The 19,877-nt window shown below is 54.0% G+C and carries 22 protein-coding genes; 8 read left to right on the top strand and 14 right to left on the bottom strand.

What is annotated here, in order from left to right; translation table 11 throughout:
• Positions 1 to 38: 38 nt before the first annotated feature.
• Entirely contained in the window at positions 39 to 971 is a 933-nt protein-coding gene (locus tag FJ695_RS18565; protein WP_209010715.1) for a cation transporter, read from the top strand.
• A gap of 21 nt (positions 972 to 992) precedes the next feature.
• Here the strand turns inward: FJ695_RS18565 and FJ695_RS18570 are convergent, their stop codons facing one another.
• The gene (locus tag FJ695_RS18570) at positions 993 to 1,316 is read right to left on the bottom strand and encodes a hypothetical protein (protein ID WP_141186828.1); all 324 of its coding nucleotides are present in this window, start codon (positions 1,314 to 1,316) and stop codon (positions 993 to 995) included.
• Positions 1,317 to 1,683: 367 nt separating this feature from the next.
• On the opposite strand from FJ695_RS18570, the gene FJ695_RS18575 reads away from it, so the two are divergent.
• A complete protein-coding gene (locus FJ695_RS18575; RefSeq protein WP_141186829.1) occupies positions 1,684 to 2,025 on the top strand; it encodes a hypothetical protein in 342 nt (113 codons plus the stop codon).
• Positions 2,026 to 2,119: 94 nt separating this feature from the next.
• On the opposite strand, the gene FJ695_RS18580 is transcribed toward FJ695_RS18575, so the two are convergent.
• The 3 genes from FJ695_RS18580 to FJ695_RS18590 all read right to left on the bottom strand — a co-directional run bounded on the left by FJ695_RS18580 (position 2,120) and on the right by FJ695_RS18590 (position 5,554).
• Positions 2,120 to 4,057, bottom strand: coding sequence for an AAA family ATPase (locus FJ695_RS18580; RefSeq protein ID WP_141186830.1), 1,938 nt, complete (start codon positions 4,055 to 4,057; stop codon positions 2,120 to 2,122).
• 40 nt (positions 4,058 to 4,097) lie between these two features.
• Complete coding sequence (locus tag FJ695_RS18585; RefSeq protein WP_141186831.1) at positions 4,098 to 4,427, bottom strand: DUF6634 family protein; 330 nt, start codon at positions 4,425 to 4,427, stop codon at positions 4,098 to 4,100.
• Between the two features lie 182 nt (positions 4,428 to 4,609).
• Positions 4,610 to 5,554: a hypothetical protein gene (locus FJ695_RS18590; RefSeq protein WP_141186832.1), complete on the bottom strand. Its 945-nt coding sequence runs from the start codon at positions 5,552 to 5,554 to the stop codon at positions 4,610 to 4,612.
• Positions 5,555 to 5,641: 87 nt separating this feature from the next.
• Here FJ695_RS18590 and FJ695_RS18595 point away from each other — a divergent pair, with 87 nt between their 5' ends.
• The 5 genes from FJ695_RS18595 to FJ695_RS18615 all read left to right on the top strand — a co-directional run bounded on the left by FJ695_RS18595 (position 5,642) and on the right by FJ695_RS18615 (position 9,899).
• Complete coding sequence (locus tag FJ695_RS18595; protein WP_141186833.1) at positions 5,642 to 5,908, top strand: helix-turn-helix transcriptional regulator; 267 nt, start codon at positions 5,642 to 5,644, stop codon at positions 5,906 to 5,908.
• A gap of 663 nt (positions 5,909 to 6,571) precedes the next feature.
• A complete protein-coding gene (locus tag FJ695_RS18600) occupies positions 6,572 to 7,612 on the top strand; it encodes a hypothetical protein (RefSeq protein WP_141186834.1) in 1,041 nt (346 codons plus the stop codon).
• 118 nt (positions 7,613 to 7,730) lie between these two features.
• Entirely contained in the window at positions 7,731 to 8,054 is a 324-nt protein-coding gene (locus tag FJ695_RS18605; protein WP_141186835.1) for a hypothetical protein, read from the top strand.
• A gap of 140 nt (positions 8,055 to 8,194) precedes the next feature.
• Entirely contained in the window at positions 8,195 to 8,647 is a 453-nt protein-coding gene (locus tag FJ695_RS18610; protein WP_141186836.1) for a hypothetical protein, read from the top strand.
• Positions 8,648 to 8,993: 346 nt separating this feature from the next.
• Positions 8,994 to 9,899: a GGDEF domain-containing protein gene (locus tag FJ695_RS18615; protein WP_141186837.1), complete on the top strand. Its 906-nt coding sequence runs from the start codon at positions 8,994 to 8,996 to the stop codon at positions 9,897 to 9,899.
• A 386-nt stretch (positions 9,900 to 10,285) separates the two neighbouring features.
• Here the strand turns inward: FJ695_RS18615 and FJ695_RS18620 are convergent, their stop codons facing one another.
• The 10 genes from FJ695_RS18620 to FJ695_RS18665 all read right to left on the bottom strand — a co-directional run bounded on the left by FJ695_RS18620 (position 10,286) and on the right by FJ695_RS18665 (position 18,908).
• The gene (locus FJ695_RS18620) at positions 10,286 to 11,221 is read right to left on the bottom strand and encodes a 3-keto-5-aminohexanoate cleavage protein (RefSeq protein WP_141186838.1); all 936 of its coding nucleotides are present in this window, start codon (positions 11,219 to 11,221) and stop codon (positions 10,286 to 10,288) included.
• Between the two features lie 9 nt (positions 11,222 to 11,230).
• Entirely contained in the window at positions 11,231 to 12,250 is a 1,020-nt protein-coding gene (locus FJ695_RS18625; protein ID WP_141186839.1) for a branched-chain amino acid ABC transporter permease, read from the bottom strand.
• Positions 12,251 to 12,252: 2 nt separating this feature from the next.
• Positions 12,253 to 13,116, bottom strand: coding sequence for a branched-chain amino acid ABC transporter permease (locus tag FJ695_RS18630; RefSeq protein WP_141186840.1), 864 nt, complete (start codon positions 13,114 to 13,116; stop codon positions 12,253 to 12,255).
• A 1-nt stretch (position 13,117) separates the two neighbouring features.
• Positions 13,118 to 13,828: an ABC transporter ATP-binding protein gene (locus tag FJ695_RS18635; RefSeq protein ID WP_141186841.1), complete on the bottom strand. Its 711-nt coding sequence runs from the start codon at positions 13,826 to 13,828 to the stop codon at positions 13,118 to 13,120.
• Complete coding sequence (locus FJ695_RS18640; RefSeq protein WP_141186842.1) at positions 13,815 to 14,543, bottom strand: ABC transporter ATP-binding protein; 729 nt, start codon at positions 14,541 to 14,543, stop codon at positions 13,815 to 13,817. Before FJ695_RS18640 ends, FJ695_RS18635 begins: the two co-directional genes overlap by 14 nt.
• A gap of 60 nt (positions 14,544 to 14,603) precedes the next feature.
• Entirely contained in the window at positions 14,604 to 15,890 is a 1,287-nt protein-coding gene (locus tag FJ695_RS18645; protein WP_141186843.1) for an ABC transporter substrate-binding protein, read from the bottom strand.
• A gap of 41 nt (positions 15,891 to 15,931) precedes the next feature.
• Positions 15,932 to 16,858 (bottom strand): 3-hydroxyacyl-CoA dehydrogenase family protein, encoded by a 927-nt coding sequence (locus FJ695_RS18650; RefSeq protein WP_209010717.1) that lies wholly within the window; start codon positions 16,856 to 16,858, stop codon positions 15,932 to 15,934.
• Positions 16,859 to 17,659, bottom strand: a complete 801-nt coding sequence (locus tag FJ695_RS18655; protein ID WP_141186844.1) for an SDR family NAD(P)-dependent oxidoreductase — start codon at positions 17,657 to 17,659, stop codon at positions 16,859 to 16,861. It abuts the gene before it with no gap.
• Positions 17,659 to 18,006, bottom strand: a complete 348-nt coding sequence (locus FJ695_RS18660) for a cupin domain-containing protein (RefSeq protein ID WP_141186845.1) — start codon at positions 18,004 to 18,006, stop codon at positions 17,659 to 17,661. The genes FJ695_RS18655 and FJ695_RS18660 overlap by 1 nt, the downstream gene beginning before the upstream one ends.
• Positions 18,007 to 18,068: 62 nt before the next feature.
• Positions 18,069 to 18,908, bottom strand: coding sequence for a cyclase family protein (locus tag FJ695_RS18665; protein WP_141186846.1), 840 nt, complete (start codon positions 18,906 to 18,908; stop codon positions 18,069 to 18,071).
• A 175-nt stretch (positions 18,909 to 19,083) separates the two neighbouring features.
• Between FJ695_RS18665 and FJ695_RS18670 the strand changes: the two genes are divergently transcribed.
• Positions 19,084 to 19,839 carry an IclR family transcriptional regulator gene (locus tag FJ695_RS18670; protein ID WP_168206421.1) on the top strand — a complete coding sequence of 252 codons (756 nt, stop codon included), beginning with the start codon at positions 19,084 to 19,086 and terminating at the stop codon, positions 19,837 to 19,839.
• Positions 19,840 to 19,877: the final 38 nt, after the last annotated feature.

The following is a 19,877-nucleotide window of genomic DNA, read 5'->3' on the forward strand; positions in this document are numbered from 1 at the left end:
AGCAGGGTAAGCCGACCTAAACTCAGGAGGTCAAAAAATTGACGGCTACATTGGATGAAATCCAGGACATAGAAAAAACAGCGCTTAATAGAGGCAAATGGGCGAACCTGGTCATGGGTGTAGCCGGTGTGCTCGCTGCCTGGTTTTCACGGTCTGATGCCATGCTCGTTGATGGACTCTATTCAGCGGTAAACTTTTTTTCCGCAGTTGTTGCGGCAAAAGTTAGTCTCAGGGTTGGTCTCCCGCCGAACAAACAACGTCCTTGGGGGTATGGATTTGAAGAAACAATATATGTCACATTCCGCAGTCTGATTTTGATCGGAATTTTGTTGTTTGCTTTTTTTGTTAGCGGCACGAAAGTGTTGACATTTGCGACAGGTGGAGAAGTTCCGGAACTTGTATTCGGTCCAATTGCAATCTACGCAGTCGCGATGGTACTATTGTGTGGCGGACTGGCGTATTCGTTCAATCACGCCTACGTAAAATCAGGAAGAAGCAGCGCGCTTCTAAAAACCGAATCCCGTGCAGCGATCGTAGATGGTGCAATCAGCGCAGGGTCAGGTATTGCACTGTTGTCGCTTCCATTCCTTGCCGGGACTCCGCTAGAACCAATTGTCCCAGTTGGGGACGCCATAGTTGTTGTCGTGCTTGTGTCAATTATTATTTGGCAGCCTTTTTCAATGTTCCGATCAGCCATCGGTGAACTTGCAGGCGATAGCGCCCCCAATAAAACTGTCCACCAGGTTATGCAAGTTGCGGAAACGCAAGCAGATACTTCTGGATATTCTGTTTTGCGTGTAGTGGCTCAAAGAGCTGGGAGAGCTCATATCGTGGTTGTTTATCTGAATACCAATCACGCTGTATTTCCCAGACAAATTGATGAGTATCGAAACAAACTCAGTAGGATACTTGAAGACAAAATAGGGCCTGTACAGCTTGAAATCGTTCTCACTGAAAACACGGTAATATAGTTCTAAAAAGGGAACTGGAATTCACAACGATGCCGCTGCGTGATCGACCAAAAGGCAGGCTGAATGGTAACGCCTCGGCCTCCTCAGACGATCTACAACATCGGAAATTATGGAAACATCATCCAGGGCGCCACTGACAAACTTCTCAAAGTGTTCGCGCCAAGCCGTCCTAATCGCCGAGATCATTCGGTCAGCGTCTTTGCGCTTCACGCCAGCGCCCTTGACCTCGCCACCACCGACAAGCGGCAGGAACAACACCGTAATACCCAGTTTCTTGGTCAGGAAAGGCGGACCGGCGACTTGCGCATGTTCGATTGCGCGTGAAGATGAACCCGAGAATGTCATCCCTTTTCGTGAGAGGGTTGCGCCGCGATATTCGAAACCCAGGAGACGCAGAAGGGAACCGACGACTTTTCTGCGCGTAATTGTCGTTTGTAGCTCTGGGTCTAGCTTCATTGCTGTTCGCTCAACTTCCGTCTGGATCTTCGCCTCGCTTTTTTGGCAGAGATACCTGCTAAACTGTCGACATCCATATTTGCATTTGTTGTACCGGTTCGATCGTATTGCTTTTACCCTACGATCGTTTCCCCCGCGGACAAGATAAATTCAGCGTGTCAGTTTCCCGCTGTCTCCGGCGACATCGCCCGGATCAGGCAGTTCTTTCATGTCTTCCTACATTTGAACGAGCTGCCGTCAACAAGAAGGAATGCACATGACCAATTCTCGGAATGATATGGAGGAACTCCACACCGCAGCACAAACAACTATGAGCGATCCATGGGCCGTCGATATGGCGATGTCGAAACTCTTCGAGGTCCGCAGCTGCCTTTATGATCCGGCAGCAAACACAAACGAGAACACCGTCACTGACTTAATTGTTGCCGAATATGTTGCCCTGAAGTCCGTTACAGATGTCAAAGCCATGACCCTGGAAGCCGTGATGGAAAAGTTCGCACTGTTGTCATTCGAACTTAGCCGGGCTCCAGTTCCGCGCGCTGTCCGGTTGTTGGCCACTTCCCTGTGCTGTGATGTCGAAGACCTGCTGAACACCTGACTGTCTCTGCTTTTAAAAACAAAACCGCCAGGGTTTTGCCATGGCGATTTTGTTTTGTTTTAATTCGGTTTGCATGCTGTTGCCTTGCAAACCATTAGCCGGCCCGCTGAAGTTGACATCCAGCCGCGGAAATAATTTCCAGAACATCTGCCTCGTCCAACTTTTGACCCACAACGAGTGCATCAGCCAACGCATGGAGTGCTGTTTTATTTTCCTGAAGAAGCGCGCTTGCATCCTCAAAAGCCTTACCGAGGATTTTGTCGACACGGCTCCGCAGACCGGTATCTGACAACAACATATCCGGAACATGTCTGGAGCCACTTTGGGTAAGGAGAACAAGGCTGCTTCCCAAACCGTATGAGGCCTCCAGTTCAGTTGCGATCCGAGTTGCCGAAGCAAGATCAGAATGAGGTCCCCCACCTCCTCCGTCGGACATGTCTCCAAAGACGAGCTTCTCAGCGGCCAATCCCGCCAGATGAACCATCAACTTGCACTCATGATCTTTTCTCGTCATGCATTTCGGATTTGTGCGTTCAACAAGCAACGCACCAGCTGTAGCACGTGATCTGCCGGGCAAGAGGCCTGGCTCAATATGAAGACTTACAATCCGGCCCTCTCCGACAAGGGAATGCACAATGGCATGCCCTGCCTCGTGAATTGCAATGCGTCTCAGGTCCTCCTGTTCAAACAGGACCGGTTTTGGCAGCTGTCCAGTGAGATCATGTAGTATGAGATCCCGGTTTTCTTTGCGCGCTTTCCGCCTTGCATCACGAACAAGTTTTTCAATATCTGCGCCCGAGTGCCCCTCAAGGCGGTCGGCAATGTCTGCAAGATCTTCGCCTTCGAGCGTGCCTTTTAGATGCCATCGCAAGATCTGTTCGCGTGCGGGGTGATCCGGCAGTGGAATACGGATTGTCTTTTCTAACCGTCCGGGACGAAGAAAGGCAGGATCGACAAATTCCGGATGATTACACGCCGCGACGACAACAATGCCTTCCCGGTCTTCAACGCCATCAAGACATTCGAGCAGACCGTTGATCTTCTCTACAACGTAAAGCGCATTTTCTCCCCGGACGGTCCCGCGATCGCCAACGGAGTCGAATTCATCGAGAAACAGAATACACGGCGCTTTCTTCCGCGCCTCGGCAAATGTCCGTCGCATGGCTTTTAGCAGGTCACCCAAGTGACCAGCCGATTGCCATTGCGCTAGGGACGAAGCAATCAATTCGACACCGCAGCTCTTGGCAAGTGCCTTGGCATAGCTCGTTTTGCCGGTTCCGGGAGGACCGACGACGAGCACACCGCGGTTCACATCCGACCAAGGCAACTTTCCTGCCTGCCATTCCTTCAGATCCACCGCAAGCTCCCTGCCCCACGCCCCGGCTTCGCCAAGCCCTGCAAGGGTTTCTAGCGCAAGCTCACCGTCTACCGGACAGCCGTCGGACTTGGATTTATCATCCGAAATTACATCCAGCACCTTTCGCCACGACCTCCCTCTTGAAGCGGCCATGGTCAGATCGAAAAGGCTGTGGTTCGTCAGTTGCCCAGCCTCCTCCAGGCTGATGTCGACACCGACACAGTAAGCAAAGGCTGCTTTGATATGCCGAGGTGTCGGGCCTTGGAGATGAATGATCCTGTCCGCGATTTTCCTGAAGAGAACGGGCATGTCCTCTTCTTCTTCGGCAACCGCAAAGACGGCCTTTTTGCCCTTGAGAGCGATCAGAAACTCTTCTTCTGTCTTTTCGAGTTTCTTGGGCCTACTGGAGCTGGACGGTTCGCAATCAAGGAAAACGGTCAGTGGATCCGGAAACCGAGTTCTCAATACATCCAGATCGGGAAGCCGCAACAACGTTAGGGCGTCCTGGATCTCATCGACCGGTGGATTTTCTCCGGCGACGATCCCGATGACCGGCGGATCGGACAGATTCATTTCAGACACTGACCTCAGCGCCCGGCGGACAATGCAGTGCGCCAGGAATTGATGAAATCTCGGCTTTTCGAGTTGGAAGTAGCGACGGATTGCAGACGGCATGCGGATGTCCCTCGGTTGGTAAAACTGGAGTTGCGTTTGGTCAGCGAGACGCGCGTTCACCGAGGCGATACCAGCGTGACAATGTTCGGGCGGCGCCGATGTCTTTGAGAACAACGAAAAGCGGTGAGCTCAGCATAGGCTCATTGGTTCCGGAGATGATGGGGTGCCCAGTCACGTCTCCGGACAACACGGCAATGCCGCGAGTGATCACACGGTAGTCGTCCAGAAAAGGTGCATTGCGCAGAGTATCGCGGGAGGGGTAAGCTCCAGCCCGCAGAGATTTGAGATCGTCCAGCAGCACTTGCAGCTTTTCGATGTCACTCGACAGCAACTGCGCTGCGTTAAGGTCTTTCAGGTTTCCAATGAACATGGGTACAGCTCTCCTGTTCCCGCCGAAGGATTTTCAGGCGGGTGATGGGGTAAAGGATGGTGATCGGGTGTTGGCCTTCCCGGTACAGTCGGGAGTCAGGACACTTAATGCGTCACGGCGTTCTTCGGTGAATCGCCTTTGTTGCGTTCTGAATCGCTCGCTTCGGTCACGCCGTTTTCTGGCTAGGAAGAACAGACACGGCGCATTTGACGACCCTGGCGTCGGAGCGGCAGGTCGGACAAACATTCAGCCAATGAGGGCCGCACAGTGGGATTGGTCCTGACATACGCATTGTCACTCGTATCGCTTTTGCCCCGGAGTGGCGGGCGGCTCTCGTTTTCCATCGGCCTGTCTGTCATTTGACTTGTTCCGCCGATCGCTGTCATCAGACGTGGCATCATGCGTTGGGCGATGCTTGAACTCATGTACTTTGACATCGCCTCAACGAATCCGGAAATCTGAATTCCAAAATACTCATCGACTGTTGTTCGTGTAACCGTTGGTCGTCCCACGATCCCGGACCGGCCGTACCAGTCGACAAGAACTTGCCGAACAGCGAGCACAGGCAGCCCTTTTCGCAGCGTGTGGTTCTTCAACATGAGGCCGGCAGCCGTCAGGTCTTTTCGAGCGTTTCTTGCCTCGCTCCCTCCCTGAGCACCGCCTCCGCGTTTGACGGAAATAACATGCAAGTCCCCAGTTTCGTGATCGAACACTACGATGTCGATCCTGGCCTTCTTTCCGTGGGTGTTATCGATTGGAAGGTTGAGCCCTTCAAGCTTCGCAATTTGATTACTCTCAACAAGCGACATGGCTTCTCGGGAGACCTTCACTTCCACTTGGGTTTGAACCTCGTAACGGTCTCCGGCAGCGGCAACAAACGCGTGTGCGATGGCTTCTTCGAGAAGAATGCCATGCCGCTTTGACAAGCTGTCCAATGGCCCCTTTACCTGGGTCAATTTATTTCCAAGCAGCTCGTCCGAGCAGTAGATTTTGTCGAAACACTCCTGCAACGCGCTATCGACCGCTTCCCGGAGTTCAATGGGGAGTTTTGCAGTTTCAGGTGCATAAGCACCCTGGCTGCCGGATTGCGCACCGGATGTGGTGGAAACCTGAATTTGATTGTGCATGAGTAGTCCTCTCTCGTTGACTGACGAGATTTAAAAGTGCACTTTTAATGCACACATGCAATCTGATTCATCAATTGTGGTTAATGAATGATAAATGCAAAGCAATGCCGTGCCAGCCGCGCCTGGCTTTCCTGGTCTCAAGATGAACTTGCCAAAAGGTCGCTGGTCTCCAAGCGAGCAATAGCCGGTTTTGAATTGGAAAAAACTGTTCCACACGACCGGACACTGCGTGATTTGCAACGCGCGTTCGAAGACGCCGGGATCATCTTCCTGATGGACGGCAAGAGGGGAATAGGATTGCAGGAGGTTCAAGAGGGTGTGGTTCAAGATGTAAAACCATTGCCTGGAACCTAATTTGATCTGCATCCGGTTAAGGGCAACTGTTCCCAATTCGGTTCAAGTTACGCTCTATCGATTCATGGCTCCGAATTTGCGATTCAGACTTCTTGGCAAGTGATACCTGCGGGAACGCCGTATTCTATAGTTGCGATTCCAGATACCAGATTGGTGTTACATCACACCACTAAAAGAGACGTATTGTCTGCCAATAGAGGTCCGGCCATCGTCAATCTCAAAAATTGCCACAATTTTTTTTGCCTTCGGTCCCGGGCGCTTTGAGCACAAATGTTAACCAAATGGGAATTGTTGACTTTTTTCGGGCAAGGATTCAATCAGCGTTTAGCTCCTGGCAAAACCAAATATCGTGAATCCTTGCGTCCTCGATATCGCAATCGCGCGATCACGGGCATTTTCAATTTTTGGAGTCGATTTTGACGCTCGATCGAATCCTTGCACGAGTCCTTGGAGCGCATTTTCAACTCAAGGATTCGATTTGGACCCAACGGTCATCCGGTTCGAAGCACATTCATTTATCGCGCTGATTTTTTTGATCTTTTTGATGTCTCATCCATTAGCCATCCGAACTCTATCACCTTGTGACCCACGTAATTTCCTGATTTTTGAATGAAGAACAGCGCCTCAACCGAGCCGCTTCACAACCAATCAGGAGACATGACTTTGACGAACACAGATCAAAATTTCGCTATCGAAAACCTGAAGGACGATGACCAGAGCCGCATCAAGTTGATCGCCGATACCATCCGCGGACATCAGAAGAAAGACACGGATGCAACCTTCAAACTGGGCGCCCTGATCGACGAGGCGACAGAAGTGATCGGTGACGACAAGACCTGCGAGAACTGGCTGGAGAAAACACTCGGCATTACAGCCAGGCACGCTCGCAACTATCGTGCAGTGCATCGCAACCTTGCTCGGTTCAAACCAAGATGTACCCGATTGGCTGTCTCGCCGACCATCCTGTTCAAACTCGCCCATGCAGAAGCAGACCAAATCGACGAAGTTCTCAATGTCTTCGAAAGCGGTGGTCGGCCGCGCGTTCAGGATGTCGCGGCCATACTATCCGGAACCGCAGATCAGGCGAATACTGATTATCCTGTTGAAGACGGTCCCGGACTGACAGGCCTGGCCAAGTATGGTGCTCAAGTTCAGCGAACCCGGATCGCACGGCTTAAAGAGTTGCTGAATATCATCCTACTGGCTGTCATCGAAGCCTATGAACCAAAACTGCGTGGCAAGGCGGTCGTCAAAAGTCATCTGCGGGAGAAAGTCCGTCTGCAAGCTGAAGAGGCTTTCAGCACACTCAAGCACATGATTGGCACCTTGCAACGGGATGATCACTGGGCAGCAGCGATCGGACAACTTCATCTTGAAGAGCCGGACAATGACGGTGGCTGGGCGAAACTGCTAACGACGCTGCATGGTCTTGAGCGGTTTGAATATGTTCCAGCATCGGATGCTCCGGACTATTTGAAGGACCGCGCCATCCCTCAGCTCCAATGGGCTCTCGGACTTGATGATGAAAACATCCAAATGATGTTCGCAAAGGCGGCTGAGAAGAACAATCCGAAGATGGCAAAGAAAAGTCAGGGCAGTGCAACAAAGCGGAAGCCTCGACCGCGGGCGACGCAACAGCCGGTCGTTAACGCAAATCAAATCCCGGGTCAGATTGCTGAAGGGCAATCCGGAGCCGCCGCGTAACCCCGCATTATCTGTTGAACCCGGATGCGCGCCACTGCCCTTTCAGTATTCCTGGAAATTATTTCCGCGCTCCGGTGACTTCCTCATTCATTCCAAGCTGACCCACGAAAGATCCCTCATGTCATCACGTCCCTCATACAAGCAACGGCTTTCCATAAAGGCAGAGCGCCAACGAGCCTACCGGAAGCGCGTCAAAGACCAGAGACGCCCCTCACGGAACGACATCACCGCGACGCTGTTTCATTACTTCGTTCTCGAGACTGCCAAAGTCCGCAACTGGAAGAACTTCAACAAGGTTATGGAGAAGGTCACAGAAAAACTCGTCGACAGAGGGTTTGACAGAACGGCATCGGAAAAGGCGATTGATGCCCTTGTCGATAAATACGAAGACGGCTGGGAGTTTCAGCGGAGACGATCCGCAGATCATGACTTCGAAGAGTAACACCGTTCTCATGCCATGACTCGAGTCCCCCCGTTACTCCCTGGAACGGCGTTCCAGGTTGAATCGGGAGTTTCAGCCAAGACTGCCGTGCCCACGAGCTCCTCTTCAGACACCAATTTTAAGCAAAAGGAAGAACCAATATGGCCGACTACATTCTGAACCATGTGATCGTTGATGGAACCCGGAAACAGATCGATAATTTGCTTGTCGCCCATTTCAGGAAGTTATCCGGCGAAGAACTAAGGCATCGTCCATTCACCCACTACGATTTTCTTTGGCAGGACATAATTCCCATGCCCGAGGAGGTAGCGACATCCAGAGATGAAGATAAGATTAGAAACTGGCAATTATACAATTGGTCCTGCTTTGGCACCGGTAAAGAAGTGACTGAAACCAACTTCGGAAACAGGGGAACTCTCAATTTTCGGTTTCCGACCCTGGGAGCAGAACCACGCCCCGTTTACACAGAACTCGTGAAGCGGTTTCCGCGCTTGAAGTTCAACTTCGCGTCGATCTCGATGCCCAATTTCTGTTTGTTCATCGGGACCGGTATCGATGGGAAACTTTTGTACGTCGATGATGATTATGATTGAGGCACTTCCGGAGTAAGCCAATGGCTGAAATCTAATGTCCGCCCAGTCTACCTTATTCCGATGAGGCAAAGCATCGGTCTAATGCAGTTTTGAATATGCCTTGACTGACACCCAAAACCGCGGCACTAATGTGGTCCTCATCGGGCATCCTGAACGGTCATTTATTGTTTTATGTAAAAGGCTTGTTTTAATTGGCTGAGAATCCAGGTTCCCCAGCCAATTTTTTCTCATTTCTTATGATTACCCTCAGCAATGCCTGAGGCGCGGCACTTTCAGCTAGTGCAAGCAAGGTATTGGCGTTAGTCTCAGATCAGATAAAAGAATCCATGATCCGGTGCACTAGCTCATGCCGTTTGTTTGTAATCAGGTGGTGGCAGAGATCAATCGCCACGCACTCAGCTGTGACCCCAAAATCTTTCATGTGCTGCACCTATATTTGACGGCGCCCACCTCGCAGGTCGCCAAAGAAGTCGAGCGCTTGAAGGCAAGCGAAGAAGGCTTGACGGACAAAACACTGCATTTTGTCTATGAAAATTTGCTGCAGACTAAAGTTAGCCCCGAAAAACAATTTGAATCTATGCAGCGATCGCGAGGGCACTTAGACGCCATCCGGTCATCCGCAGAATCATCCGTTGAGATTTTTGCCAAATCTGAGCACACAAAAAAACAAGAAAAACTGGTCCGCGCATTGACTGAAAATCTCACGGAAATTTTGGACCGCACCAACGCATTGGAACAAGAACTTGCAGCCAGCCAGAATGAAGTCTTTACCGACTCTTTGACCGGGATCTCAAACCGCCGGTATCTGGAAGCCGAGTTTTCCGCCCGGAGTGCCCGGCATCACGGTCCGTATTATTTGGCGCTGTTGGACATCGACCATTTTAAACGGATCAATGATAGTCAAGGCCATATTGTCGGTGATCAGGTTCTGAAATTGGTCGCAACTGCCATCCAACACCTCATCAAGGGAGACGACATTTTGTGCCGGTATGGCGGTGAAGAATTCGCGATCCTTTTCAAGAGCGCAGATAAAGGCGCCTGTCTTTCCGTTGTCGATACGGTTCTTGTCAGTGTTGGAAAACAAAAATTGATCAACCGGCGGCAAGGAAACACCATTGGATCGGTTACATTATCTGCAGGGCTGGCACTGGTCGATCCTGAAGATGACTTCGAAGCCGCTTTAGACCGGGTCGACCGGTTGATGTATAAGGCAAAACAAAAAGGCCGGAACCAGCTGGTGGTGCAAAGCTGAAGCAAAACAGGCCGTTTGCACTCTTCCACACAGAAACAAAAAATGGGTCTCTATCGTGTTTATCGGCCCAACCCAATGCCTACTGGTGCGGTTGCCACTCCTTAAACTGTGCATGAACAGCATAAGCGGCTTCTTTGTATCGTGGGTCCGCCTTGAGTTTCCAGATTGCCGCCGAGAGTTTTTCGTTCAATTCAGCGCCCTTGCCGTTTCTTGCGACGATTATTGACGAATCCCACGTCCGGAAATGCGTCCGGTGAAGTGTGTCATAGCCGTTGAATTTGTTGGATGTTCCATCTGATCGCTTCACACTGCAGGGTCGGATTTCCCCCGAGAGCACCCAACTTATGCCTGAATGAAACCAGCTAACTGAAGGAACGGCAAGCGGATCAAAAAGCTGTCCGGTCTCCGCCCTTTAGATCCAGGATTTCCCGCGCCTCATCCGGTGTGGCAACTTCATTCCCAAGTTCTTCCACGATCCGCCGGATTTTCGAGACTTGCTGCGCGTTGGACTCTGCCAATTGCCCGCGGCTTATGAAGAGACTGTCTTCCAGGCCAACGCGGACATTGCCGCCCATCTGGCTGGCTGTTGTCGCCATTGGGATCTGGGCGTTGCCTGCCGCAAGAATGGACCAGCGGTAATCGTCACCGAAGAGCTTGTCAGCCGTCTTTTTCATAAAGAGAAGATTGTCGATGTCAGCGCCGATACCTCCCAGTATGCCCATGACGAACTGGATGAAAATCGGCGCCTTGAAAAGCCCGATGTCCATGCAGAATTTCAGATTGTAGAGATGGCCGACGTCATAACACTCATGCTCGAACTTGATGTCATGCGGCGCGAGTGTTTCGGCCGCTTCCTGAATGTCCTTGAAGGTGTTGCGGAAGATATTGCCATCGGAATTGGCTACATAATCCTTTTCCCAGTCGAATTTCCAGCTGTCGTACCGTTTGGCGAGCGGATGGAATGAGAAATTCATGCTGCCCATGTTCATGGAACACATTTCAGCGCTGAAAGTCGCCGCCGGGCGGATCCGGTCCTGGATGGAGAGCGTCAGCGAACCTCCGGTCGAAATGTTTATCACCGCATCTGTCGCCTGTTTGATGCGCGGCAGGAAGGGGGCGAAGTCCGCAGGATCGACCGACGGCGCACCGGTTTCATTGTTGCGGGCATGAAGATGCAGGATCGATGCGCCAGCTTCCGCGGCTTCAATCGCCTGCGCTGCAATGTCATCATAGGTATAGGGCAGCGCATCGGACATGGTCGGCGTATGGATCGCCCCAGTCACCGCACAGGTGATGATCGTCTTTTGTTTGTTGCGGGCCATGCGCCTCTCCTAGTCATTTTCTGTTTTGACGACACGGCGCGACAGCGGGAAGAGTTCCAGCCCAGTCCGGTCCTTGATGATGCCCCAGATCCCTTTGGGCGCCTTCAGCATGACGACAATGGCAACAAGCCCGAGGATCAGGAGATAGGTGGTGCCGAGGTCCGCCAGCAGTTCGCGCAGCAAGAAGAAGACAATCACCCCGATAATCGGACCTTCCAGCGTGCCGATACCGCCAATGACAACGATGAAAATGACGAAGGCTGTCCAATCGTTGACGCTAAAGGCCGCATCCGGCGAAATTCTCAACTTTTGCAGGAAGATCAGAGCACCGGTCATGGCCGTCAGACCGGCTGCACCGACATAGACGAAGAACTTGTTGCGCCAAATATCGATGCCGAAGCTCTGGGAGGCGACTTCGCTGTCCCGGATCGCCGTCAGTGCCAAACCTTTGCGGGATCGCAACAGCAGATAAATCGCCGTCAGCACCAGAACCGCCATGCCGAGCGCAAGCCAATAGGTGGTGGCTTCCCGCATCGACCGGCTGGAGGCCATCGATTTGACCACAGCGATCGGCAGACTGGTGCCGGACCCACCACCAAGCGCTGAGACTTGCGCGAAAGACAGGCGGAACACTTCCGCAATCACCCAGGTTCCAATAGCGAAATAGGCCCCGCGCAAACGGAAGATCAGCAGGGCGACCGGAACGGCAATCAACGCCCCGAGAACACCGGCAAGCGGAATGGCGGCCAGCGGCGACATGCCGGTGAACATTGCCAGGGCAAACAGCATGTAACCGCCAAAACCGACAAACGCCTGCTGACCGACCGAAACCAGACCGGCATATCCGGCCAAAAGGTTCCAAAGGCACGCCAAGGAAAGATAAAGGAATATCTCGCTGAAGAGGCGCAGGTCGGCTCGTCCGGCCCACCAGGGTGCGGCGATAAGGCCAACAAGGACCAGAACACCAATAACAGCGCCAGCCCGGCTTGCCGAAGAGGATCGCGAAATGGAGTAAGTTGCGTCTGACATGATCAGTCGATCCTCGGAAACAGGCCACGCGGGCGCACGGCAAGGACAAACAGGAAGGCGATATGGCCGGCCAGAAGCTGCCAACCCGGATTGATCTGAGCGCCAATGTTTTGGCTGACACCGAGGATAATCCCGCCGATCAAGGTACCCCAAAGGTTGCCGAGCCCGCCGATAATCACCGCTTCAAAGCCAAAGATCAGACGGCCTGGCCCGATTGACGGGTCAAAGCTGGTGCGGATGCCAAGAAACACACCTGCAATCCCGACAACAGCGAGCGCCAAGGCCATCGCTAGGCCAAAGACATGCGCCTTGTTGAGACCCATCAGCTGGGCAATGTCCTGTTTGTCGGACACCGCCCGGAACGCCCGCCCAAGCGCGGAGCGGTAAAACACCCATTGAAGTCCGGCGATCACCGCCACGGCGACAATAAACATCAGGAGCGGTAGCACGCCGATGTTGATCCCGCCGGGCACTGCGATGCTGGCTGTTTCAATGGCCCCGGCGCTCATCTTTTGCGGATCGGCGCTGTAGACTTCCAGAAGTCCGTTCTGGATGATCACAGACAGGCCAAAGGTAACGAGAAGCGGTGGCAGGATGTCGTCGCCGAGTGTCTGGTTGAGGACACCCCGCTGCAACACATAGCCAATCGCACCCATCAGCGGCACGACAAGAAACAGCGCCATCAACGGCGAAACACCCAGCACGGATGTAATTGACAGTCCAAGGAAAGCTGCCAGGACGATAAAGTCGCCGTGGGCGATGTTCACCAGGCGCATGACCCCGAAGATCAGGGAGAGACCGGCGGCAAAGAGCGCATAAAGCCCGCCAAGCAAGATCCCTTGGACGATGGCGTTGATCCAATCCATCTCAAACTCCGAAATAGGCAGCGCTAACCTGCTCGCGGGTCAGCGTTTCCGGCGCGCCTTCCAATGAAATGCGGCCTTCCTGAATGCAATAAACACGGCTTGAGACACTCAGAGCCTTGGCAATGTCCTGTTCGACGATAATCGCGCTCATGCCCTCGCCGATGATGGCTGGCAACGCGTCGTAGATGGACTTGATGACGATGGGTGCGAGACCAAGACTGATCTCGTCAAAGAGAAGAATTTCCGGATTGGACATCAGTGCCCGGCCGATCGCAACCATTTGCTGCTGCCCGCCGGACAGCGCGGTGGATGGTACGTTCCGCCGTTCTTTCAGGATCGGGAAGAGCTCAAAGACCTTCTCAAGCGACCAGGGTCCTTTGCGCCCCATTTGTCCGCCGATGATCAGGTTTTCCTCAACCGACAAAGACTGAAACAGCTGCCGGCCTTCCGGCACCATGGCAAGGCCGCGGTGGGCGACCTGGTCGGCCCGTAGCGCACCTATTGCCTCGCCGCGCCACTGAACCATGTCGGGCTTGTTCTGCAAAAGTCCGGTGATCGAGCGCATCAAGGTGGTCTTGCCGGCGCCATTGGCACCAATCACGGCGATCACTTCGCCGGGATACACATCGATGGAGATACCGAACAGGGCTTGGAAATCGCCGTAGTGCGCTTCCAACCCCATAGTCGACAAGAGAGCCTCAGGCATCAGCATCCACTCCCATGTAGATCTCCTGCACAGCCTGGCTGGCCATGGTTTCCTTGGGATCGCCTTCAGCAATCTTCTTGCCGAAGTCGATCACAATCAGCCGGTCAACAACGGAGAGGAGCGCATGCACGATATGCTCAATCCAGATGATGGACAGACCGGTTTTCCGGATGGTGTTGATGGTCTCAACCAGATCGTGGCATTCCTTTTCGGTCAGCCCTCCGGCGATCTCATCCAAAAGCAGAACTTTCGGCCTTGCGCAGAGGGCGCGCGCCAATTCCAGGCGCTTGCGGCCCAACAGTGTCAGCTTGCCGGAAAGGTCATTGGCCTTGCCGATCAGCCCCGTCAGCTCCAGAACCTCCAGGCAATGCCGGTTGGCTTCGGCCAAGCTGTTTTGTGTGCCGTGGGTCGCGGACACGAGCGTGTTTTCAAAAACGGTCATTCCGGAAAACGGCTGCGGAATTTGAAAGGACCGGGCCACCCCTGCCCTGCACCGTTTTGCAGCGGAGTGGCGCGTGACATCCTGTCCATCCAGGACCACCTGGCCGCTGTCGGCCCGGACAGTTCCTGTGATCAGATTGAACATGGAGGTTTTCCCCGCGCCGTTCGGCCCGATCACACCCAGTGCTTCGCCGTGACCAAGCTTGTAGGTCAGATCGTCGGCGACGGTGATCGCACCATATGCCTTGGAAACGCCGTTCAGTTCTAAAACCGCTGACATGGATACCTTCGACTTGACTGGCGGCGCACAGCCGACAATGGCTGTGCGCCAGTCCCGGAGTTAGGACAGGAGTTTCAGTTCACCTGTGGTGGGTATGAAAGGTGCACTGCGGTTCGCGGTGATGACAAGATCGAACCCGTCCGCGCCCTTTTGCCACTGACCGGCAACAAGAGGCGTTTTGGTTACGTTCCGCACCGGTCCGCTGCTCCAATCCACCGGGCCAACGACGGTTGACAGTTTTGTTTTTCTGATTGCATCGAGGATCGCCGCTGGATCTTCAAGGTCCGCCGACCGCCGGATGACGTCCGATGTCACTTCAAACAAGGCGTGTTTGAAGCCAATCGGTTGGGTCCATGGCCGGTTGGAAGCAGCCGTATAGCCATTCGCCAGATCTTTCGCGCTGACACCCGTCAGCGAGGAGGAGAACGGATGATCCGGCGACCACCAGATTTCAGAGGTCAAACCGTCCCCGCGATCGCCAAGCGATTCAATCACCGACGGGAACAGCAGTGCTTTACCGATGGTCACCACCTTCGGATGGAACCCCTGCTGCGCCGCTTGGGACCAGAATGTACCAAAGTCCGGCGGGATCATATTGCCGGTGACGATCTCACATCCGGCTTCCTTAAAGGCGGATATCTGTGATGTGAAATCATCTGTCAGGGGCTGATACCGGCCCGGATCAACCAACTGAAAGCCCTGCCCGGCCAGCGCTGGCGGGAACCCATGAATTTCGTCACCCCACGCATTGCCATCGGCATCATTCGGGAACAAACCGCCTACGGTTTTTGCGGCACCGCTTTGCCCCCAGAGGTCGAGGAAGGCATTGATGACGTCTTCCAGGCCCCAGAAGAAATGGTAGGTGTAGTCAAAGCCGACCGCTGGATCACCGTTCCGGCCAAAGAAGTACGGCTGCCAAGGGCAATCGGTGGTGATGCACGGAACTTCATTAAGTTCCGCCTGATCCGATACCGGATTGGTGGTGTCCGGCGTTGAAGCAGCAACGATGATATCGACTTCATCCCCGAGGATCAGCTCAGAGGCGACTTCCGCTGCCCGGTTCGGGTTCGATTGGCTGTCCTTTGACAGGATCTCCACCTGATAGGTCTTGCCATTGTTTTCAATCCCGCCTGAAAGCGCTGCCTTGATGCCTTCAAGCACGTAATCATCGGCTTCGGCGAATCCGGCCAGCGGCCCGGTGCGCGGGCTGATATGGCCAATCTTGATGACCGGATCGGCGGCATAGGCCCGGGTCCTAGTCAGGATGGCCGGTGCGGCCAATGCAGCTGTTGCTCCGCCCAAAAAACCGCGGCGGCTGATATTTAGTTTCTTCCCATTCAGCGTCATCGTCACTCCTCCCGGATGAGCCTGGTGTGGTGCGCAAACCGTTACGTTAAGATCGTTTCAAGCCTCCGCAGGTGAGCTGCAACACTTTGGCGGAGCTCCTCCGCCTCCTCCGGTGTCCAGCTCATGAAGCCTTCGCCGCTTTTCATGCCAAGCTTGCCGGCATCGACCAGCTCGCGCAGATAAGGGGAAGGTGCCGGCCGGCTGTCCAAGTCGGCCAAAACGTTTTCATGAATGTCGAGGGTCAGATCGGTGCCTACCAGATCCGCATTGGCGAGTGGCCCTAGAACCGATAGCCGGCGGCCAAAGCTGGCATTGACCACCTGATCAACCGCCTCCGCCGTACACACGCCGCTTTCTACGAGATAAATGGCCTCGCGCCACATGGCGTGCTGCAGACGATTACCGATAAAACCGGCAACGTCCTTTTCGACACGGACGGGGGTTTTGCCGACCGCGTCCAACAAGTTGACCGTCTCCTCAACAGTCGTCTCCGAGGTCCACTCCGTCCGGATCACCTCCACAAGCGGGATCATATGCGGCGGGTTCCACCAGTGGGTACCAACCGCCCGGCTCTTGTCCGTCAGGTCCGACATGATGGTGGTGATCGGGATGACGGAGGTGTTGGAGCACAAGATCGCGCTGAGCGGGGCATGTTGTTCAACATCCTTGAACAATGCCTTCTTCAGCTCCGGCTTTTCAGGCGCTGCTTCAAAGACAAAATCGGCCTCTGCGACACAGGCACTGACTTCGCCTTCGGCCTGAATGCGCTCCAGCGTTGCCTTGAGTTCCCCGTTGCCAACGCCCATTGCGTCCAGGCTGGCCGCCACCCGGCTTTGAAGTGTTTCCAGGCTCTCGGCGAAGGGGTCATAGACCTTCACCTTATGGCCGGCGCGGGCAAAGGTCAGGGCAATACCATGCCCCATCAGCCCGGCGCCAAGAACGGATATGTTGAGTGCCGCTGCCATCATCTAACCCGCCGTGTAACCGCCATCGGCATAAAGAATATGACCGGTGTAGAAATCAGACGCTTTGGAGCTGAGGAACAACAGCGGACCGATCAGGTCTTCCGGTTCGCCCAATCGCCCTTTCGGCACGCGGGCCAGGAAACCGTCACGGAATCCTTTCGCCTTGTCGTCGTCTTCAAACATCCAGGCGGTCAGCGGAGAACGGAAGACAGTCGGCGCGATGGCGTTGACCGTTATGTTGTCTTCGCCCAGCTCGCAGCCAAGGGCCTTGGTGATGCCGTCAACCGCAGCTTTTGAAGCGCAATAAGCCGTATAGCCGGCCGGGTGCCCTAATAGACCGCGGGCCGAGGAGACAAGAACAATCTTGCCGCCGGTTTCCTGGGTTTTCATCTGAACGGTTGCAGCGCGTGCCAGAAGCCAAGACTGGGTGACATTGGCGTCCATCACGCCTTCGAAATCGCCTGGTGTCAGCGCATCGATCTTAGCCACTTTGTTCATGCCGGAGGCGACGACCAGTATATCCAGCGCTCCGAACTTTTCCGTAGCCACATCCACTAGCCGAGTGCAGGCCGCTTCATCGCTCGGGCGGATTGCAACTTTAGCAACTTCCGCGCCCAATTTCTGACAATCAGCAGCAACGTCTGCCAATGCTGTTTCATTCCCGGCGGCCAGTACCAGTTTGCAGCCTGCTCCTGCCAGGGCTTTTGCCGCGACTGCGCCGAAGGCACCGGATGCACCCGTAATCAATGCCACTTTTCCGGCAACATCAAACATGCCTAAAGGATTTTTCCAGCTGTCTGCCATTAGTTTGCCTCCGGCGGATAGGGAATGACGACCAGCATCGTGCAAGTATGATTGGACCGATTTTCCAGGGTTCTCACTTCCCCCGGTGCGATGGTGCAGCTGTCGTATTTTTTCAAAACGGCTTCCGTACCACCTGTCTCAACGGTCATTTCGCCTTCAAGAACGACATAGACCTTTTCAAAGGGTGTTGAATCGGGTCCAGCACCGCCACTTGGAAGAAATTGACTTAGGCCCACCCATTGGTTTTCAGGGCCGCCCTCTTCAAATCCTTGCAGACGCAACCCGACAACATCGCGGTGGTTGGGCGCCTCATAGGGCGCAGCGTCTTCAAAACGCTTTATATGCATCTGCTCCTCCCAGAGACCGTGCCGAATGCCCGGCCGCTATAAACGGCCGGTACAATTTTCAATTAGAAGGATTCGCCCGCTTCAATGCGGTACTGCTGGCCCTTGTCGATCATTGCCACCAGGCGGATGATGCAGCCGTCGCCGCGATCCCAATTCCAGGGGAAGAACGCAAAAGTACAGCGTTTGCCGGTGACCGCATCCAGGTCGCCGCCAACATTCTCAATACCGAGAATGCCGTTACTGAAGAGCTTCTGATGGACCGGCTCCCACTCCGGGAAATCGTCTTTCCAGTCCCGGCCGCCGGACCATTCCTTATATTCTTCTTCCAGGTGCGGCAGGATGGGGCCATTGCGTTGCGGACCGATTGCGGTTGCCAGCGGGTGGTCGTTGGCCTGGGTGTCGTGGCCAACCACCTTGATGCCCTTTTCGACCATCCAGTCGGCGGCCGACGGAACAAGACCCGGGCAGTAGGCAAAATAGTCGCCATCTTCATATTGCTTGTGCCAGCCGGTGTTGATGATCAGCACATCATTCTTGCGGATGGCGTGACCGCATGCTTTTTCCAGATCGTCACCGGTGATCGGCTCCCATTTTTCTTTCGGGATTGAGACGACGAGACCTGAGCCAAAGAAGTGCGGCAGAGGCACTTCATCAATGAACGGTGTGCCCTGCACCACGTGCGCCGGAGCATCAATGTGGGTGGTCACATGCATGGTGGTGGTGATCGTCTGAGACAGCACACCGGACTTGGCCATGTAGTGCTTCCGGTCGATCTGCACATCTTTGAAATACGGCCAGTTCGGGCACTGGAAGCCGTAGCGGTGAGAGAGGTTATAGAACTCTACACCCATGTCATTGTTCAGGTTTTCCTGAAAATCGATCCCGCGAATCGTAACCGTCATCGTTTCCTCCCGGCGGTCAGAGCTAATCTGTATTGCTAAACGGTACAGATGTATCATATTGTGGTCAAGCGAATTTCTCGACAGGTCGGGAAAACTTGCCTATATGCAGGAAAGATCGTCTGTATCGCGGCAAGATCGATATGGGTGGACAGGGATGGTTAGAGGGCGGAAAACCATGAATATCGAGAGAAAACCACAATCGAATCAGGGTGTTCAGGTCATCTCCCGCGCAGCTGAGATTTTGCGCATCCTAAAGCTAGACAATTCCGGACTGAGCCTTGGGCAAATAGCCGAGCGCGTACATCTGCCCCGCTCTACGGTACAGAGAATTGTCAACGCGCTTCTTGCAGAACGTCTTGTCATGGCTTCTTCGGCAGAAGGTGGTTTGCGCCTTGGTTCTGAAATCCAGTCACTCGCTGCAGCCGGACGTATCAATATGGCCGAGCTGGTCAGGCCAGTGCTCACAGAACTGTCAAAAGCAACTCAGGAAACCGTCGACCTAGCCGTTTTCCGGGATGATCATATGGTTTTCGTCGATCAGGTGATTGGATCGCACCGCCTTAGAACCGTCTCTGCGGTCGGCGAGGTTTTTCCAATGACCACAACCGCCAACGGCAAGGCGGTTCTGGCCCTTATGGATGATGATCAGCTGGTCACAGTCGCGGCCCCGGAGCTTAAAGCTGCCGGCGAGGATGCCCGCCCCCTCTCCGCCTTTTTGAAGGAAATCGAGGATGTCCGGGAAACCGGCATCGCCTGGGATTTTATGGAACACACAGATGGGATCTCCGCGGCCGGTTTTGCGTTTTCTGATCCAATGGGCCTTATCTATGCGGTCTCGGTTCCGGTTCCGTCTCATCGGTTTGACGCCATGAAGGACAAATTGGCGGAGCTGCTCTTACAAACGCGTGAGGAAATAAAGCGGTTGATCTGAAGCATCCGGGACGCCCCTTTCACTCCGGCTTCGAAACA

The organism is Labrenzia sp. PHM005 (assembly GCF_006517275.1).
Lineage (GTDB): Bacteria > Pseudomonadota > Alphaproteobacteria > Rhizobiales > Stappiaceae > Roseibium.

Excerpts from the sequence above, each read along its gene's own strand:
- FJ695_RS18570 (WP_141186828.1), bottom strand. The coding sequence starts at position 1,316 with ATGACATTCTCGGGTTCATCTTCACGCGCAATCGAACATGCGCAAGTC.
- FJ695_RS18575 (WP_141186829.1), top strand. The coding sequence starts at position 1,684 with ATGACCAATTCTCGGAATGATATGGAGGAACTCCACACCGCAGCACAA.
- FJ695_RS18580 (WP_141186830.1), bottom strand. The coding sequence starts at position 4,057 with ATGCCGTCTGCAATCCGTCGCTACTTCCAACTCGAAAAGCCGAGATTT.
- FJ695_RS18585 (WP_141186831.1), bottom strand. The coding sequence starts at position 4,427 with ATGTTCATTGGAAACCTGAAAGACCTTAACGCAGCGCAGTTGCTGTCG.
- FJ695_RS18590 (WP_141186832.1), bottom strand. The coding sequence starts at position 5,554 with ATGCACAATCAAATTCAGGTTTCCACCACATCCGGTGCGCAATCCGGC.
- FJ695_RS18595 (WP_141186833.1), top strand. The coding sequence starts at position 5,642 with ATGATAAATGCAAAGCAATGCCGTGCCAGCCGCGCCTGGCTTTCCTGG.
- FJ695_RS18605 (WP_141186835.1), top strand. The coding sequence starts at position 7,731 with ATGTCATCACGTCCCTCATACAAGCAACGGCTTTCCATAAAGGCAGAG.
- FJ695_RS18610 (WP_141186836.1), top strand. The coding sequence starts at position 8,195 with ATGGCCGACTACATTCTGAACCATGTGATCGTTGATGGAACCCGGAAA.
- FJ695_RS18615 (WP_141186837.1), top strand. The coding sequence starts at position 8,994 with ATGCCGTTTGTTTGTAATCAGGTGGTGGCAGAGATCAATCGCCACGCA.
- FJ695_RS18620 (WP_141186838.1), bottom strand. The coding sequence starts at position 11,221 with ATGGCCCGCAACAAACAAAAGACGATCATCACCTGTGCGGTGACTGGG.
- FJ695_RS18625 (WP_141186839.1), bottom strand. The coding sequence starts at position 12,250 with ATGTCAGACGCAACTTACTCCATTTCGCGATCCTCTTCGGCAAGCCGG.
- FJ695_RS18630 (WP_141186840.1), bottom strand. The coding sequence starts at position 13,116 with ATGGATTGGATCAACGCCATCGTCCAAGGGATCTTGCTTGGCGGGCTT.
- FJ695_RS18635 (WP_141186841.1), bottom strand. The coding sequence starts at position 13,828 with ATGCTGATGCCTGAGGCTCTCTTGTCGACTATGGGGTTGGAAGCGCAC.
- FJ695_RS18640 (WP_141186842.1), bottom strand. The coding sequence starts at position 14,543 with ATGTCAGCGGTTTTAGAACTGAACGGCGTTTCCAAGGCATATGGTGCG.
- FJ695_RS18645 (WP_141186843.1), bottom strand. The coding sequence starts at position 15,890 with ATGACGCTGAATGGGAAGAAACTAAATATCAGCCGCCGCGGTTTTTTG.
- FJ695_RS18650 (WP_209010717.1), bottom strand. The coding sequence starts at position 16,858 with ATGATGGCAGCGGCACTCAACATATCCGTTCTTGGCGCCGGGCTGATG.
- FJ695_RS18655 (WP_141186844.1), bottom strand. The coding sequence starts at position 17,659 with ATGGCAGACAGCTGGAAAAATCCTTTAGGCATGTTTGATGTTGCCGGA.
- FJ695_RS18660 (WP_141186845.1), bottom strand. The coding sequence starts at position 18,006 with ATGCATATAAAGCGTTTTGAAGACGCTGCGCCCTATGAGGCGCCCAAC.
- FJ695_RS18665 (WP_141186846.1), bottom strand. The coding sequence starts at position 18,908 with ATGACGGTTACGATTCGCGGGATCGATTTTCAGGAAAACCTGAACAAT.
- FJ695_RS18670 (WP_168206421.1), top strand. The coding sequence starts at position 19,084 with ATGAATATCGAGAGAAAACCACAATCGAATCAGGGTGTTCAGGTCATC.